The following is a 17,379-nucleotide window of genomic DNA, read 5'->3' on the forward strand; positions in this document are numbered from 1 at the left end:
AATCAGGGGATATAGTTACCTGTTTTCTAAATTATAAAGGTCGGTAAGTATATTTACAGCCTCTTTAATGTATAAATTGTTTTTTACGAGCTTAACACGGTGTTCATTAGTGTTGCTTAAAAAATCGTCATACATAATACGCTGATAGGTATCGCGGGATGTTGCCACATGAGGGTTTTGAACTTTATCTTCAAAAACGCTTATGCTTTTCCAAATGCTGTCCATAGTGTGTACATCGGTAAACACTCCGTCAAAATTAAGGCCAACGGGATCTTTATCGTCTTTATGCAGTTTGTCTATCTTTTGGTTTACTGAGAGAATATCATTAAAATCGGTATCGCTTTTTACCCTTTCTTCACTTAGTGTTACTGCCTGTTTATAAAAGCGCCTGTTTTCTTTATGGAACCTCACCCTGAACTTTATACTGTCGTTAGGCAATGCGTTGGGTTCGGTTTTTTCACGTGGCAAAAATTCATCCAGATAGGAGGGGAGTTCTATATCAGGCTCAATACCTATATATTGATTGCTTTTGCCCGTAATACGGTAAAATTTATCTATGGTTACCTTTACAAAATCGGTTGGGTCCTTTTCCTGAAGCTGGTAAATGGTTTGCATGGTGGCTTTGCCCATAGTGGTATTGCCCGCTATAATGGCGCGCCCATAATCCTGCATTACACCTGTAAAGAATTCGCTTGCCGAGGCCGAAAACCCGTTTACGAGTATTACAAGAGGTCCATCGTATATGGTGCCGCGCATGTAGTCTTTAATTACTTTGCTGGTTTTATTCTTATCGGTTACTATGCAAACGGGGCCAAAGTCTATAAACATACCTGCCAGTTTGGTTACCTCATCCATAGAGCCGCCACCGTTAAACTGAAGGTCTATTATGAGTCCGTTAATGTTTTCGCCTCTAAGTTTTAAAACCTCTTTTGCCACATCATCGGCACAACCATGATAGTTCTTATCGTCTATAGCAGTGTAAAAGCTGGGTATCTTTATATAACCCATAGGCAGGGTATCGCCTATAACAAAGCTGTATACTGCATTATCTTCGGTACGCATTACCTTTTTTTCAAGGTCTACACTGTAAACGGTTCCGTCATTTTTGCGCAGGGTAAGCTGCACGGTTTTGTAGGCATCGCTAAATACAATGTTGGTAATTGTTTCTATTGAGGCACAGGTAACGGCATATTCCCTGTTTTCGGAAGCCAGTTTAAGTATCTGGTCGCCTTTATCTATTTTCTGGGTTTTATAGGCCGGACCGCCGGGAACAACTTCCTGTACTATTATTTCCTCATTCTCGTTTTGGCTGACATAAATGCCCAGCGAATAATTTTCATCTGACACAGTAGATAGGAAAGCTGCCTTGTCGTTATAATTAAAGTAATTGGTATGCGGATCGAAATAACTACAAAAAGCAGCATAAAACTTATGGTATATAACCTTATCAAGTCCTTCTTCCGGATTTAGCAAACCTTCGGCTCGGCACAGGTAGGCATCGGTAATTTTAGCCTTTGCGGCACCCTGCAGGCTGGGTAATTGCGCTTTAAGGGAATCTTTATCCTTACTGAGTTTAGCGATATCTTCCAGTACATCATAAGTGATTTTCTTTCGGATAAGCTTTTTAAGCTGTTCCTTTTCGGTACGGTACGGAAAATAATTTTTGGAGTAATAGATAGAATCAGTACTGTTCAGGTCTAAATCCTCATGATTTATTTCGTTTATAATATCTATGTTCCGTTCCAGCGCTTTTTTATAGGTAACTACAAAATCGGTAAAAAAGGCACAGTTCCCCTCAGTAATATAATCATCAATGTTATACTCGTGTTTGGCAAGCAAATCCGTGTCCTCCTTAAGGAACAGGATACGGTTATCATCCAGGTCACGCATTACCCTATTAAACACATAAGCCGACAGGCTATCGTCTGTCGGCTTAGGTTTAAAGTGTTCGCTTTTTAAAAGCTCGTTTATATTGTAAAACACACCGCAGGCCTGCTCATGGTTTTGTGCTCCCACCATTAATGGAAGAAAACAGGCTATTGCGTATATGTTTTTCATAGGCCTCTACTTTTTGTAGAAAGGAAGCTTCACTACTTTAGCAGCAATGTCGTTTTTCCTTATCCTGATGTATATCTCGCTGTCCGGAGCAGCATAGGCAGTTGGCACATAGCCTAACCCGATACCTTTACCTAATGAAGGCGCCATAGTACCCGATGTAACTATACCTATTACATTACCGTCTTTGTCTACAATTTCATAGTCGTGTCTTGGTATACCTCTTTCTATTAACTCAAAACCAACAAGTTTTCTGCTAACACCTTCTTCTTTTTGCTTTTTGATAGCTTCGCTGTTAGTGAAATCTTTAGTGAACTTAGTGATCCATCCAAGGCCTGCCTCAATAGGCGAAGTGGTATCGTTAATATCGTTACCATATAGGCAAAAGCCCATTTCTAGCCTTAAAGTGTCGCGTGCAGCAAGACCAATTGGCTTAATGCCATAAGCAGCTCCTGCCTCAAACACCCTGTTCCAAACTTGTTCAATATCGGAATTTTTTACGTAAATTTCAAATCCTCCGCTGCCTGTATAACCTGTTGCAGAGACAATTACATCGCTAACACCAGCAAAATCGGCTACTTCGAAGTGATAATATTTTATTTCAGAAAGGTCTACAGAAGTTAAAGACTGCATTGCTTCGGCAGCTTTAGGCCCCTGGATAGCAAGTAATGAATACTCATCAGAAGCATTTACCATAATAGCACCCATATCATTTTTAGAAGAAATCCAGTTCCAGTCTTTCTCTATGTTTGATGCATTTACTACCAAAAGATATTTTTCCTCACCCATTTTGTAAACAATAAGGTCGTCTACAATACCACCGTTCTCGTTAGGAAGGCAAGAGTACTGGGCACGCCCTACAGTTAGGGTAGAGGCATCGTTTGTTGTAACTTTTTGAATAAGGTCAAGTGCTTTTGGCCCGGTAATAAAGAATTCACCCATATGAGATACATCAAAAACCCCAACACCGTTTCTTACGGTTTCGTGTTCTGCATTTACCCCTTCATATTGTACAGGCATATTGTAACCTGCAAATGGTACCATTTTAGCCCCAAGGCCTTCGTGTATGTGCGTTAGCGCAGTATTTTTCATCTAGAATATTAATATAGTTTCAACGCCGCTAATTTATTGAAAAAAACGCACTAATAGCGATTGATTTTCAGGAAATACAAATTATTTCACAAATTTTAGCTTCGTTCTTAAAAGATTATGTAGCGGGAGTTATAATACACGTTAAATATTTGTTGCAGCAATCTGCTATGTAAGAACATTATTATAAATTTACTTAGTAAATACATTGCAAACAATACCATAACCATGAAAATTTTTGACGTTGCAGCAAACAGGGAAGCCGACAGGGTTACTGTAGAAAAGCAGGGAATTACTTACTATGAACTTATGGAAAGGGCAGGTAACGAGTTGTTCCTTTGGCTAAAGCGCAACTTTCCTGATAAGGAAACGCTGTTTCATGTTATATGCGGGCAGGGCAATAACGGTGGTGACGGACTTGTGGTAGCGCGACTGCTGTATGAATCTAAATATAGGGTGGTACTTGATATACTGGAAGATGCCGGAAAACCCACTCCCGATTTTACCGCTAACCTAAAGCGTATTAATAAGGAAGGTATTAAATACAACAATAAGCAAATAGATACTTATGGCGATGGTAAACTGGTAATTGTAGATGCTATTTTTGGTATCGGACTTAGCCGTGAGCCCCAAGGTATGGTGAAGGAGATGATAGAAAAGATAAACCACAGTAATGCCTACGTGGTTTCTATAGATGTGCCATCGGGTGTATTTATGGACAGAAAAACCGAATTTGCCGTAAAAAGCGACGCTGTACTTACTTTTCAGCAGCCCAAGCTGTCGTTTTATCTGGCAGATAACTATAAATACATTAAGCATGTTGAAATACTGGATATAGGTCTTGACAAAGAGTTTATACATAGTGTGGAAACCAACTTTTACCTAACCGACCATCTGGCAGCACATAAACGCTACCGTCCTGTAGATGTGTTTACACATAAGGGCAAGCAGGGACATGCATTACTAATAGGAGGGAGTTATGGCAAAATAGGGGCGGTATGCCTTTCAGCAAAAGCGGCATTAATGTCGGGTTGCGGACTAGTAACAGCTTATCTGCCCAAGTGTGGGTATACCATAATACAGTCGGCTTTTCCCGAAGCTATGGCAATTACCGACGGAGAGGAACATATAACTCATATTAATTTTGACTTTCAACCCAAAGCCATAGGTATAGGCCCGGGGTTAGGGCAGCATCCCGAAACTCAAAAGGCTTTTCATGATTTTTTAAACCGATACAAACATCAGTTGGTTATAGATGCCGACGGGTTAAATATACTTTCCTATAATAAGGAGTGGTTAGGGCTATTGCCGGAAGATACAATACTTACCCCTCACCCTAAAGAACTGGAAAGGATTATGGGAAGCTGGAGCGACGGTTTTGATAAGATTGAAAAGATGATAGCCTTTAGTAAAAAGCATAATGTGGTTCTTGTCGCAAAAGATGCCCGTACTCAGGTTGTGTATAAAGATCATGTTTATATAAATGCGTCTGGTAATGCGGCACTGGCAACAGGCGGAAGCGGGGATGTGCTTACCGGTATCATTACCGGATTATTGGCCCAAGGTTATGATGCGGTAGATGCAGCCGTATTTGGAGTATATCTTCACGGGCTTACTTCCGATATTGCCGTTCCCGAGACAGGAATGCAGGCATTTACAGCCTCGATGATACTGGATTATATAGGAAAAGCCTATCATAAAATCGAAGCAGATCATCCTTAATATTGAAAAGTTGACAAAAATCTTGTTTTTTATCTAAGGTTTAGTGAATTTTGGGGCTTCAATCAAACTGATAAATGGAAACAATACATTATATAAGCAGTGACCTGCTTTCTATTGAAGTCGTAAATGAAATTATAACTCAGGGTAAAAAACTGGAACTTAGCGAAGAGGCCAGGGCTAATATAGAAAAATGCCGCACTTACCTTGATGAGAAAATGAAATCGCACAGCGACCCAATTTATGGTATCAATACCGGCTTCGGTTCGCTTTATAATGTAAAGATCTCTAACGAAAACTTATCGCAGTTACAGGAAAACCTTGTAAAATCGCATGCCTGCGGAACAGGGGATGAAGTACCTGATGAGATTGTAAAAATCATGCTCCTTTTAAAGATACAGTCTTTAAGCTACGGACACTCTGGTGTACAGCTTGAAACGGTAGAAAGGCTGGTAGATTTTTACAACAACGATATTTTACCTGTAGTTTACAATCAGGGTTCGTTAGGTGCTTCGGGCGACTTGGCTCCGTTAGCACATTTATCCCTGCCGCTTCTTGGAGAAGGAGAGGTTTATATGGATGGTTTCCGTCAGCCGGCACAAAAAGTGCTTGACAAGATGGGGTGGAAGCCTATCGTTTTAAAATCTAAAGAAGGACTGGCATTACTAAACGGTACTCAGTTTATGAGTTCGTATGGTATATATGTATTACTTAAGTCAGTTAAATATTCTTATTTAGCCGACGTAATTGGGGCTATTTCTTTAGAAGGTTTTGACGGAAGGATAGAACCTTTTAATGAGCTTATTCATATGATACGCCCTCATAAGGGGCAAATCGTTACCGCTAGGCGTTACAACGAACTTCTTGAAGATAGCGAAATTATAGCTCAGGCTAAAAAGCATGTACAGGATCCGTATTCTTTCCGTTGTATCCCTCAGGTGCATGGTGCTACTAAGGATACCATAGATTATGTAAAGAAAGTTTTCCGTACCGAAATCAACTCGGTTACCGATAATCCTAATATATTTATTGAAAGCGACCAGATTATTTCGGGAGGTAACTTCCACGGGCAGCCATTGGCGTTAACGCTTGACTTTTTAGGTATAGCGCTTGCTGAACTGGGTAGTATTTCTGAAAGAAGGACGTATCAGCTTATTTCCGGCCTTCGCGGATTACCTCCGTTCCTTGTATCTAACCCGGGGCTTAACTCAGGATTTATGATTCCGCAGTATACTGCAGCAAGTATCGTAAGCCAGAACAAACAGCTTTGTACACCTGCAAGTGCCGATAGTATAGTATCGAGCAACGGACAGGAAGACCACGTAAGTATGGGGGCTAATGCGGCTACAAAAGCATTAAGGATTATTGAAAACCTTGAGCGCATATTAGCCATAGAGCTTATGAACGCTTCTCAGGCTATAGAGTTTAGAAGGCCGCTTAAATCGAGTGAGTTTATCGAGATGTTCCTTAAATCATACAGACAAGAAGTTCCTCTTGTGGAGAACGACAGGATACTGCACTACGATATCGAGAATACGATAGCTTTCCTAAACAATCTGCAAATAGACGAAACAGTATTTGAATAATAAAAAAAGCCTCCGGATAAGGAGGCTTTTTTGTTTAATTAATCGGTAAGTGTTATTTCCATAACCATTTTAGCATAACCGTTTGCTGTTTTAGGATTTGGTATCCAGATCCCGTTTTTATAAGACCATCCTTCCATGGCTTCTGTTGCTTCACAAAGAATAGGGGGACCATAGCCATACATATGTGCAGGATATGAATCGTTGTCACCTGTTAGAGAAAGCCTGTTCTCTTTTATTGTAAGATATTCAACTACAATAAATAAGCCCTCTTCCGGAATTTTAATTGGAATTTTGGAGAAATCAACTTCAGCATATTTCTGCTTTTTGTCAACGGTTATTAAAATATTTTCTCCATAAAGATAATCGCCGGGACTTCCGTCAGGCTTTACAGAACATAACCTGATATTGAAAGTATATTTCTTTTGGGCATCAACTTTTAATCTTACTTTATCAATATAAGGAGTAGTATTATATTCAGGGTTGAACGGTATATATCGTGCGTGCAGTAGTGAACCATTCATTCCGCCGCCGGAGCCACTCCATGTCTTTTTAGCTTTTTTAGTTTTTATAGTTAATGAGTTTTCTTTTTTTCTTGATCCAATTACTACTTCATTAAGTGCTATAGGCTTTGATTCAAGATAAATAGTATCCTGCATATCAGATACTTTTAATGAGGCTGTATCATAACCTACGGCACTAAAGAGAACTGTTTTAGACTGGTCTGTTTTAGGTAATGTAAAATGGCCGCTTTCATCTGCGTTAAACTCTATTTTTTCATCAGATACCGATATGTTTACATAAGGCACGGGTTCTTCGGATTCCTTATCTAATATAATTTTCGTTTGTCCAAAAGCACTTATCGAGAATAGTGCTGTGAGAAAAAGTAAAAGTTTACCGTTCATATTTTTTTATTGCAATGTAGAATAAAAATACCCATTTATGGGTATTTTTTTTTGAGGTTAACCAAGGGAACTTTGTAGTTGCAGGTTTTTTTACAAAAAACGGGTAATGAGTGATTTATCCTTACGAATTTTCAATAGTCAGTTTTTGGATAAATCATTGTTAAAAATTCAAAAAACAACTTAAAAAGTGACTTTTTTTTGTAGGAAAAATAAAGAAAATGTAAAAAAAGCCTTTATAAAGCAAAGTTAATTAAATCTTAAAATAAAAACATAAAATACTATATATTAGCTATTTAAAACTAAATATAAATTGCTTGTGAAAATATAATTACTTACAAACCAAAAACGGATTTGAATATTTATTAAGTGGATATTCAGTAGGAACCAATCTTTTACTTCAAACCCCTATTTATGATTTCAAAAAAATTACTAAACCTGGCGTTGACCTTTTTTGCAGTATTTGCATATCAGGCCGCCTTTTCTCAATGTGCCAATCAGGGTACAGACCCCTCGCAGGATTTTGACTGTGACGGTGTAATTAACAGTATAGACCTTGATGATGATAACGACGGTATTCTGGATACCGATGAATGTAATGTAACTGTTGAGGCAACCACATTTAATTTATTTGCTCCGCCTAACTATGCCAGCCCTAGTGAAGTATGGAATATTAATATTTCAGGTCCTAGTGGTACACTGGTTGCTTTTAACGGAGCGAATTATACTATTCCTGTAACAGGAGCACTTTTAATAAGTGTTCCGGGTACGGTTGTTCCCGATCTTACAGAGAATGTTGTTGAGTCTGGCAAGAGCCTGCCATTAGTTGCCAGTCAGCCGGTTACTGTTACTCACGAATCTACAGGAGGTGCCCTGAGTGATTCATGGGTTGTAATTCCTGAAAAGATTTGGGGAAATACATACAGGCTGTTTTCTTATACCTATGCAGGTAATGCTATTAATGATCAGTATGCCATGATTTATAGTGCTACTGATAATAATAATGTTATTATTAAAAATAAAGCAGGAGTAATACAAAAGAACTTTATATTAAATAACGGACAGACTTACCTGCAGGCAGGCGCAGCACTTGATATGACCGGGTGGACTGTTGAATCAACAGAAAATGTAGGTATAATAGTTGGTGTTAAATGTGCTAATTCTGGTATAGGATATTGTGATAATATTGATGAGATGATTTTGCCTTCTAATTTATTAGGAACAAAATTTTATATACCTAACGGAGCCAATAATACTACTTATGTAATGGCAGATGAAGCTGCTACTACAGTAACTCTTAACGGTAATCTTGTAACTACATTAACAAATGCCGGCGATGTTTATTCTTTTACAGTTTCAGCAACAGCATTAAATGTTGTTCAAACAAATAAAAAAGCAACAGTATGGCAGTTAAGCCCTAATGATACTGACCCCGCATGGCTATTGGTATTGGATGAAGGTAAAGCGGTAAAAAGCTTTAATTTCACAACACCTTCCTCAATGACTGCTTCAAACGTGATTTCTCTAATAGTGCCAACAGCGAGTACTTCGCTTATATTGTTTAATGGTACTCCTGTAACAGGATGGTCTCCTTATCCAAGCCAGCCAAATGTTTCTTATGCAGAAGTTTCAGGTATAGGTGCGGGAGCATCAGTTAGCGTAACATCAACAACTGGTCAGGTGCCAATACTTTCATCTTATACAGGGGTAGGAGGAGCGATAACTAACTCAACAGCACCTTCTATAGGAAACTTTAGTGTAGAAGACGGATCTCAAAGCTTTGCCGATTGTGGAGATACAGATAACGATGGTTTTCTTGATTATATGGACTTAGATAGCGATGGCGATGGTTGTAGCGATGCTAATGAAGCATACGGACTTGCAGATGCCGACGGTAACGATGGGGATATGTATTTTGGAGTTGGTCCTGTTGCCGTAAATCCTGACGGAACTGTTATAGGTGCTTCTTATACAAGTACAAATAATAATGTTGTTTCGGTAGGTTCTCAAAGTACAATAGATAACCAACCTACAGAGCAAACAGGTGTAATAGGTGCTAATGTTATATTTAGTGTTGCTGTTTCAGGAGGATCGGGAACTACAAACTACCAATGGCAGGAAAGTACTGATAATGGTACTACTTGGGCAGATATTACAGATGGAGGTGTTTACAGTAATGCTACTACTAATGCACTTATCATAACAGGTGTTACAGCATTAATGGACGGATATGATTACAGGGTTGTAATTACACAATCTGATTTTATTTGTGCGAATGTTATATCAGACGCTGCCAATCTTTGTGTGGTATCACAATCTACAGCAGCTGTAGATTATAGTAATAACACATGTAATATAGTTACTGTAACAGGTAATGTTCCTGTACTTGGTACAGGTATGTGGAGCGTGATTACAGGTACAGGCGGTGCCTTTACTGTTGATACCGATGCGGTAACTACTTTTACGGGTACACCTGGCGCAACCTATGTTTTAAGATGGACCATAACTAACGGAAGCTGCTTTACAGCAGCTGATGTAACGGTAAATCTTCCTGCTCCGCCAACTCTTTCAATAGGATCTCAGGTTGATGTACTTTGTAACGGACAATCAACAGGTGAAGCTACTGTAGGTGTTGCCGGTGGTTTAACTCCGTATACTTATTTATGGAATAACGGACAAACTACAGCTACCGCAACCGGATTGGCAGCGGGTAACTATACTGTTACTGTAACGGATGCTAACGGATGTTCGGCAACTCAGGACTTTACGATAGATGAACCTACTGTACTTAATGTTTCGTCAACTCAGGTTAATGTACTATGTAATGGTGCTGCAACGGGTGAGGCTACTGTAACAGTAACCGGAGGTTTAGCTCCTTATACTTATTTATGGAGTGACGGACAAACTACAGCTACTGCAACAGGACTTGTAGCAGGAAATTACAGTGTTGTAGTAACCGATGATAACGGATGTACTTATAACGAAGACTTTACTATTGATGAGCCGGATGCTATTACGGCAACACCAAATACCAACCAGGTAGATGTACTTTGTAACGGTGATGCTACAGGTGAAGCAACAATAGTAGTTACAGGTGGTATGACTCCATATTCTTACTTATGGAATGATGGTCAAACAACAGCTACTGCGACAGGACTTACGGCAGGACTTTATTCGGTAGAAGTAACCGATGATAATGGCTGTGTGTTTAACTACGACTTTACAATTAACGAACCTGCTGCATTAGCAATTGCGGCTTCACAAACCGATGTTTTATGTTATGGTGCTTCTACAGGTGCTGCTTCAGTAGTGGTATCAGGAGGTGTTAGCCCTTATACATACGAATGGAGTAACGGTGAAACTACAGATGCTATTTCAGATATTCCTTCGGGAGATTACTATGTAACCGTTACGGATGACAACGGATGTACCTTAGTACAAAACTTTACCATAAATGAACCTACTGAGCTGAATGTATTGGTGGATCAGGTAGATATATTATGTAATGGTGCTGCAACAGGAGAGGCTACTGTTACAGTATCGGGTGGTGTTGGTCCGTATACTTATTTATGGAGCGACGGACAAACTACAGCGACTGCAACAGGACTTGTGGCAGGTATATATAACGTAACAATAACTGATGATAACGGTTGTACTTTTAATCAGGAGTTTGGCTTTGGTGAGCCGGATGCTATTACAGCTACACCTAATACAACACAGTCTGACGTTCTTTGTAACGGAGAGTCTAATGGTGAGGCGACAATAGCAGTAACAGGAGGTGTTGGCCCGTACACATATTTATGGAGTGACGGACAAACTACAGCAACGGCAACAGGATTGGCAGTTGGTTCTTACTCTGTTGAGGTGACAGATGATAACGGCTGTGTATTTAACTACGACTTTACAATTAACGAACCAACCCTGTTAACGGGAGTAGCTACACAGGCAGATGTGCTATGTAACGGTAACGCTACAGGTACTGCTACAATTACGGTTTCTGGAGGTGTAGCTCCGTATGCTTATGCATGGAGTAATGGCCAAACAACTGCTACGGCTAATGCACTTGCAGCAGGCGATTACAATGTGGTTGTAACCGATGCAAACGGATGTACAATAACTCAGGATTATACAATTACTGAGCCTACATTACTAACAACTACTTCAGGAGGCGTTAATATAACATGCTTTAATGCGGCAAACGGATCGGCTACGGTAGTTGCTGCGGGTGGTGTAGCTCCTTATACTTATTTATGGAGTAATGGTGAAACTACTGCTACTATAGCAAACCTTACCCCGGGAGCATATACAGCTACGGTAACCGATGCTAACGGATGTACTTCTGCATCTACAATTATTATCACCCAGCCACAGGTCTTAACGGGTTATATAGCACAAACTAACGTGGCTTGTAACGGAGGTGGTAATGGTACTGCTACAATTTACGTAAATGGTGGTACGGCCCCGTATACTTATGTTTGGAATACAGGTTCTACAGCCCAAACAATAGCAGGGCTTTCGGCAGGCAGTTACAGTGTGACCATTACTGATGCTAACGGATGCCAACTGGTAAGAAATGCAACTATATCTCAGCCATCACCATTATTTATAGCGGCGGGTCAGGTAAACCCAACCTGTGTGAGTTCTAATAACGGTACTGCAAGTGTTACAGCTTACGGAGGTACTGCACCATACACTTACTTATGGTCTACAGGTGCTACCACAACAACAGTTTCTAACCTGGCAGCAGGTAGCTATACTGTTTTTGTAACCGATGCTCACGGATGTACTGAAAACAGTGTAGTGAACATTCAGGGACTTCCGGCAGCATCTATAACGGCTCAGCCGGCAGATGAACTTGCAGTTAACGATGGTAATGCTCACTTTGTGGCTACAGTTGCCAATGCACTTACTTACCAATGGCAGGAAAGCGTAGACGGTGGTGTTACATGGAATAATGTGGTTAACGGAGGTGTAAACCCAACTTACATGGGAGCGCAAACCAATACACTTGTTTTGGTGCATATTCCTTTAAGCCATAACGGACGCAGATATAGGGTTATAATTAACGGAGTAATAGGCTGTACTCAAACAACCCAACCTGCTTTACTGACTGTAACCAATAATATTTGGGCAACCGATGATGACTTTACAAACAATCCTGTTTACACAGGAAACGGAGGTATAGCCGGAAACATATTTGATAACGATACATTTAACGGCGGTTCTGTAAACGGAGCAGACGTTACTGTGAGTATTGTTAACGATGGCGGACTTACAGGTGTGTCTATTGATACCGATGGTAATTTAATAGTGCCAGTAGGAGCAACTCCGGGTACTTATGTGGTAGTTTACGAGATTTGTAATACTGATGTAACGACAAGCTGCGATACGGCAGAAGTTACGGTTGTGGTTTCTTCAGTATTAGGGGTAGAAGACTTTACGGTTATAAAACCGGAAGTATATCCTAACCCTGCCTCGACAGAAGTGTTTATCAAACTACCTGAAAATACTTATACGGAAGGGATGCATTTAGCCATTTACGACCTTAACGGAAGGCTGGTTAAACAGCAGGCAATTACATCTGAACTTACAAGGGTAGATATTGAGGCGCTTGAAGCAGCCGAGTATATACTTACCATTGCTACAGAACAGGGTACTGTTTCTAAGAGGATAGTGAAGAGAAGATAATAACTCTTACAGATAAAAAAATCCCCATGCGAAAGCGTGGGGATTTTTGTTTATAGATCTTTGTGTTTTGTTACTTTTTTAGCTCTTCAATATTTGTCAATAATGTATAGTCAAATTATTTTTCAATAAGGCTTAACCATTGTTTTATTACGGTTTGCAGCGCTTGTTTTTTAGCCTCAAGGTCAGCTTTATTCTTAATGGTAACCATACGGCGGCCATCGGTATAATTGCCTTCCAGTATTCCGGTAGTGTCGTTAATCGTGGCACCGGTAGGAAAAACAAGCATTATATCACCATTTTTCCTCAAATTATATACCACAAGATCCCTTTTGTATTCTTTTGCGTCAAATTCCTTCATTTCACCTGTGTAGTAAAAGGCAGGGGAGTTCCATTTTATATGCTCGCCTATCTCGTTATCGGTTTCCAGTATAGCCTCACGAATGGCCTGCATGGTTTGTGCTGTTTCGGTTTCCATTTTAGCAATATGGCTGGTTACCTGTTCGGTTGATGTTGGTTTAGACATAGTTTATTTTTTATGTTCGTGCTTTAATAGGGAAAACATAACTGAGTCTTCCATTTTACCGTTAACATTATAATGCTCGCGCAGTGTACCTTCAAAGGTAAAATTGAAGTTCTTTAAGATCTTTAGTGATGCTGCATTATCGTTTGCTGTTAATGCCTCAACACGATGCAGGTTCATTTTCTCAAAACCATAGTCGAGTACTGCTTTTACGGCTTCACTCATAAGCCCCTGTTGCTTGTAATTGTCATAAAACAGTCCGTAGCCCAGTTCGGCCCTGTCGTGAAAAGGGTACCAGGTATGAAAGCCGCATCCGCCTATAACCTTGCCGTTCTCCTTATCTATTAGCTGAAAATTTATAAAGGTTCGGTTATAGGTTTGCAGTCCCTTTTGGTATTTTTCCTTTTCTTTTTCAAGCGATTCAAAATCGGCGAGGCCTAAAAAATCGATAATAGAATTATCGTCCATAGTAGTAAAAACCTGCTCCATGACCAGCGGAGTAAGCTTTCTGAGACGTAGTCTCTGCGTTTCAAGGATTTCCATATTGGGTGGTGATTACATTATTCTTAAACTACCCCAAGTTATGGATTTTTTTCTTTCAGATTAACTTATTGATTCTTTCAAAATCTTCGTGGTTTGGAAAAGCAAACACCCTTATTAAAAGATTCCCGTTTATAAGTTCCAGTTGAAGATTTAGTTCGTTATCAAACTTCTCGAATATTTTTTTCGCTTTTGCAATGTCAAAACCTCTTTTAACGGTAAACACCCTGTGTTTTTTTAGATGTATATCATCCTTATACAGAAGCTTCCCCAAAAATCGGTCTACATCGGTAAGCTTTTTCATAAAGTAATGCCCGGAGGCATGGTTTACCTTAATCCAAAATACAAGATTATTTCCCACACTAAAAATGGTTTTATTATTAAGAGTCCATATATCTTTAATACTTTGAGAAGGATATTGTGATATAATGACTGTACTCTTTAAGAAGTCTAATTTATCTATATCCGGATTAAAATCAGAAAGTTTAAAAGGGGAATGGGTAACAGTAGAAAGAGTATTTATTGTATTTTTAATCCTTTCCCTTTCATAACCCTGTGTTATCAAAAAGCTATAAAACTTGTTTAGTAAGATTTCATTTTTGTCCATATATTGCCTACGAAGCTTAGCAGTATGTTTTTTCTGCTCTTCGTCAGGTTCATGCCATTCACCTGATTCGGCTTCTTCAAGGGTTATGTAGGCTTCGGTTTCAGGCTCAAACAAAAGATTGTCTTTAGATTTTTTCTCTTCTTCCTCTTTCTCTTTTTTTTCCTCTTTTGCAATCTTAAAAAAAGGGATAAAAAGTATAAGAAAAAAAACAATTAAGAAAATTACCTGTCCTGTAGAGATAGTGAATGGTAAGGTGATATTAAAAGAAATGATTTCCAAATATTAATCCATTGTTTTCTTTTCCTTTTTCTTAACTATAAAAACATTGTCAAACCTTTGAAAGTCCGGATTTTTTTCAACCTGTATTTTTTGGGTATAGGAGCTATCGGTTGTTTTAACAATGGTAACTGTCATAAGTCCCACTTTAAGTACCTCCCTGTTTCTTTCTATAGTAGTGGCTGTTGGTTCAACAGTATATGTACAGTCGTCTACCCACTTTATTTTAAAGTCATACGTTTCGGCAGAATCTTCCATCCTTTCTGTTTGTATGTCGTCTTTACGGGTTATAATGCATACCTTTTTAGTAGCAGGGTCAATTATCTTAAATGTCCCGTTCCTGAATTTCAGGCAGTCATTCTGCTTGTTAAATCCGCTTAGCAGTATAAACAAACCCATACATAATATTGCTGTCTTAATTTTCATGGCTATTTATTTAAGAATGAATTTGATTTTCTGTTGATAATCAGTTTAATAATAAGAAGGATTACTGCTAGTACTTCTGTAAGCGATCCGTAAATAATCATTTCAGAAGCCCAAGGCCAGTGCATGACCTTAAACATTGCTCCAACTATTGTGATTGATAATCCTAATAAAAATACAACAATTATTAACCAGTTCTTCATAATTAAATATTAAAATAAAGACATATTAATCCTACAATTGCGGGTAATGCCTGTATGTAGAAAATACTTTTTTGTACCGTTGAGGCTCCATACATACCTGCAATTGCCACACAGCCAAGAAAGAACATAGCCACATTAATTCGCCACTCCTCATTTTCTATAAAAAGCGACCAAAGCAGCCCGGCTGCCAAAAAGCCATTGTACAAACCCTGGTTTGCTGCCATAGGTTTGGTTTTTTCAAAAAGTTCGGCAGGAAACTTTTTAAAAACTTTCCTGCCGCGTGTTGTCCAGGCAAAGCTTTCTAACCAAAAAATGTAAAGGTGGAGCATTGCCACTATAACTATTATTGAAGAAGAAATTATTGCCATAGCTGTATGTTTTAAATTTTAAAATTCTTTTCTATTGCCCGTATCATTTCTCCGGCGATATCTTTATTAGTAGCGCCTTCTATACCTTCAAGACCGGGAGAGGAGTTAACCTCAAGCAGCAATGGCCCTTTAGACGAACGTATGATATCTACACCCGCTACCTTAAGCCCCATAGCCTTAGCGGCTTTAATGGCTATCTTTTTTTCTTCAGCCGTAGCTTTGATTACCGAAGCCGTGCCACCTAAGTGGATATTAGCCCTGAACTCACCCGGAAGTGCCTCTCGCTGAATAGCAGCAACCACTTTACCGTCTATCACAAAACAGCGTATATCCTTACCGTTTGCTTCTTTAATGAATTCCTGTACCAAAATGTTAGCGTTAAGGCTTTTAAAGGCGTTTATAACACTCTCTGCCGCCTTTTTCGTTTCTGCCAGTACAACGCCTTTACCTTGTGTGCCTTCAAGCAACTTTACGATAAGGGGAGAACCGCCTACCATTTTAATAAGGTCGTTAGTATCAAGAGGGGAGTTGGCAAACCCTGTTGTAGGGATATCAACACCACTGTTTAACAGTAATTGTAACGAATACAGTTTATCCCTTGACTGACTTATGGCTGCAGCCGAGTTAAGGCAAAATACCTTAAGTGCTTCAAAATGGCGTGTAAGTGCACAGCCGTAAAATGTCATACTAGGGCGTATACGCGGAATAACCGCATCAAAATCGTTTAAAACCCTGCCACCCCTGTAATGAATTTCGGGAGTTTCGGCATCCAGCTTCATGTAGCAGTACTTAAGGTTAAGGAAATGCATTTCGTGTCCGCGCATTTCACCGGCCTCCATAATACGCCTGTTGCTGTAAAGATCAGGGTTACTGGCTAGTACACCTATGCGAAGCCCTTTTTTAGGCTCTTCATTTTTATTGTAGTATTCCTTTAGTTTTTCGGTTGTAGGTTGCCCTAAAAGATATTTTTGCTCAGGATCTACTAATATGCGTCCGCTCATGGCTTCGCGTCCTAACAACATACGGAAACCCATAGAGTCACGGTTGGTAAGTGTTACTTCAACCTCCCAGTTAGAGTCGCCCACCTGTATATTAGCCTTTATCACATAGCGTTTTTCGCGGTATCCGCTAGAGCTTTTTACAATACGTTTGTCTACCAGCGGAGCCTCACAATGTATAACGGTTTTGGTGTTGTTTTGTATTGGGTTAATATCAAACCTAACCCAGTTGTCGCCATCTTTTATAAACGGGTGGATGTTAATGGCATGAAGGGCAGAAGTCTTGGCACCGGAGTCTACACGGGCCTTAATAGCAGGTATTCCCAAGTTAGGGAATGCGCACCATTCTTCACTTCCTACGATAACTTTGTCGAGCATTTTTACTTGTATTATATACTTCTAAAGTAC

The 17,379-nt window shown here is 39.5% G+C and carries 13 protein-coding genes; 3 read left to right on the plus strand and 10 right to left on the minus strand.

What is annotated here, in order from left to right; translation table 11 throughout:
• Positions 1-15 precede the first annotated feature (15 nt).
• Together NU09_RS10995 and gcvT are read right to left on the minus strand one after the other, a co-directional pair.
• Positions 16-2,058: a carboxy terminal-processing peptidase gene (locus NU09_RS10995; protein WP_129751344.1), complete on the minus strand. Its 2,043-nt coding sequence runs from the start codon at positions 2,056-2,058 to the stop codon at positions 16-18.
• A gap of 6 nt (positions 2,059-2,064) precedes the next feature.
• The gene (gene gcvT / locus NU09_RS11000) at positions 2,065-3,147 is read right to left on the minus strand and encodes a glycine cleavage system aminomethyltransferase GcvT (RefSeq protein ID WP_129751345.1); all 1,083 of its coding nucleotides are present in this window, start codon (positions 3,145-3,147) and stop codon (positions 2,065-2,067) included.
• A 225-nt stretch (positions 3,148-3,372) separates the two neighbouring features.
• Between gcvT and NU09_RS11005 the strand changes: the two genes are divergently transcribed.
• Positions 3,373-4,866 carry an NAD(P)H-hydrate dehydratase gene (locus tag NU09_RS11005; RefSeq protein ID WP_129751346.1) on the plus strand — a complete coding sequence of 498 codons (1,494 nt, stop codon included), beginning with the start codon at positions 3,373-3,375 and terminating at the stop codon, positions 4,864-4,866.
• Positions 4,867-4,940: 74 nt separating this feature from the next.
• Positions 4,941-6,449, plus strand: a complete 1,509-nt coding sequence (gene hutH, locus NU09_RS11010; RefSeq protein WP_129751347.1) for a histidine ammonia-lyase — start codon at positions 4,941-4,943, stop codon at positions 6,447-6,449.
• 38 nt (positions 6,450-6,487) lie between these two features.
• On the opposite strand, the gene NU09_RS11015 is transcribed toward hutH, so the two are convergent.
• Complete coding sequence (locus NU09_RS11015) at positions 6,488-7,351, minus strand: carboxypeptidase-like regulatory domain-containing protein (protein ID WP_129751348.1); 864 nt, start codon at positions 7,349-7,351, stop codon at positions 6,488-6,490.
• Positions 7,352-7,762: 411 nt separating this feature from the next.
• On the opposite strand from NU09_RS11015, the gene NU09_RS11020 reads away from it, so the two are divergent.
• Entirely contained in the window at positions 7,763-13,036 is a 5,274-nt protein-coding gene (locus tag NU09_RS11020) for a T9SS type A sorting domain-containing protein (protein WP_129751349.1), read from the plus strand.
• Between the two features lie 115 nt (positions 13,037-13,151).
• Here the strand turns inward: NU09_RS11020 and NU09_RS11025 are convergent, their stop codons facing one another.
• From NU09_RS11025 to rimK, 7 genes are read right to left on the minus strand one after another with little or no spacing between them, the layout of a single operon-like run.
• Positions 13,152-13,559 (minus strand): DUF1801 domain-containing protein, encoded by a 408-nt coding sequence (locus NU09_RS11025; protein ID WP_129751350.1) that lies wholly within the window; start codon positions 13,557-13,559, stop codon positions 13,152-13,154.
• A gap of 3 nt (positions 13,560-13,562) precedes the next feature.
• The gene (locus tag NU09_RS11030; protein WP_129751351.1) at positions 13,563-14,099 is read right to left on the minus strand and encodes a GNAT family N-acetyltransferase; all 537 of its coding nucleotides are present in this window, start codon (positions 14,097-14,099) and stop codon (positions 13,563-13,565) included.
• A gap of 55 nt (positions 14,100-14,154) precedes the next feature.
• Positions 14,155-14,982 (minus strand): hypothetical protein, encoded by an 828-nt coding sequence (locus NU09_RS11035; protein ID WP_129751352.1) that lies wholly within the window; start codon positions 14,980-14,982, stop codon positions 14,155-14,157.
• Positions 14,983-14,985: 3 nt separating this feature from the next.
• Positions 14,986-15,405 carry a hypothetical protein gene (locus NU09_RS11040; protein ID WP_129751353.1) on the minus strand — a complete coding sequence of 140 codons (420 nt, stop codon included), beginning with the start codon at positions 15,403-15,405 and terminating at the stop codon, positions 14,986-14,988.
• Between the two features lie 2 nt (positions 15,406-15,407).
• Entirely contained in the window at positions 15,408-15,605 is a 198-nt protein-coding gene (locus tag NU09_RS11045) for a GldL-related protein (RefSeq protein ID WP_129751354.1), read from the minus strand.
• A 2-nt stretch (positions 15,606-15,607) separates the two neighbouring features.
• Positions 15,608-15,973, minus strand: a complete 366-nt coding sequence (locus tag NU09_RS11050; RefSeq protein ID WP_129751355.1) for a DUF1304 domain-containing protein — start codon at positions 15,971-15,973, stop codon at positions 15,608-15,610.
• 11 nt (positions 15,974-15,984) lie between these two features.
• A complete protein-coding gene (gene rimK, locus NU09_RS11055; protein ID WP_129751356.1) occupies positions 15,985-17,349 on the minus strand; it encodes a 30S ribosomal protein S6--L-glutamate ligase in 1,365 nt (454 codons plus the stop codon).
• Positions 17,350-17,379: the final 30 nt, after the last annotated feature.

It is taken from the genome of Flavobacterium beibuense (assembly GCF_004151245.1).
GTDB lineage: Bacteria > Bacteroidota > Bacteroidia > Flavobacteriales > Flavobacteriaceae > Flavobacterium > Flavobacterium beibuense_A.

Excerpts from the sequence above, each read along its gene's own strand:
- NU09_RS11040 (WP_129751353.1), bottom strand. The coding sequence starts at position 15,405 with ATGAAAATTAAGACAGCAATATTATGTATGGGTTTGTTTATACTGCTA.
- NU09_RS11030 (WP_129751351.1), bottom strand. The coding sequence starts at position 14,099 with ATGGAAATCCTTGAAACGCAGAGACTACGTCTCAGAAAGCTTACTCCG.
- hutH (WP_129751347.1), top strand. The coding sequence starts at position 4,941 with ATGGAAACAATACATTATATAAGCAGTGACCTGCTTTCTATTGAAGTC.
- NU09_RS11015 (WP_129751348.1), bottom strand. The coding sequence starts at position 7,351 with ATGAACGGTAAACTTTTACTTTTTCTCACAGCACTATTCTCGATAAGT.
- gcvT (WP_129751345.1), bottom strand. The coding sequence starts at position 3,147 with ATGAAAAATACTGCGCTAACGCACATACACGAAGGCCTTGGGGCTAAA.
- NU09_RS11005 (WP_129751346.1), top strand. The coding sequence starts at position 3,373 with ATGAAAATTTTTGACGTTGCAGCAAACAGGGAAGCCGACAGGGTTACT.
- NU09_RS11050 (WP_129751355.1), bottom strand. The coding sequence starts at position 15,973 with ATGGCAATAATTTCTTCTTCAATAATAGTTATAGTGGCAATGCTCCAC.
- NU09_RS11020 (WP_129751349.1), top strand. The coding sequence starts at position 7,763 with ATGATTTCAAAAAAATTACTAAACCTGGCGTTGACCTTTTTTGCAGTA.
- NU09_RS11025 (WP_129751350.1), bottom strand. The coding sequence starts at position 13,559 with ATGTCTAAACCAACATCAACCGAACAGGTAACCAGCCATATTGCTAAA.
- NU09_RS11045 (WP_129751354.1), bottom strand. The coding sequence starts at position 15,605 with ATGAAGAACTGGTTAATAATTGTTGTATTTTTATTAGGATTATCAATC.
- NU09_RS10995 (WP_129751344.1), bottom strand. The coding sequence starts at position 2,058 with ATGAAAAACATATACGCAATAGCCTGTTTTCTTCCATTAATGGTGGGA.
- rimK (WP_129751356.1), bottom strand. The coding sequence starts at position 17,349 with ATGCTCGACAAAGTTATCGTAGGAAGTGAAGAATGGTGCGCATTCCCT.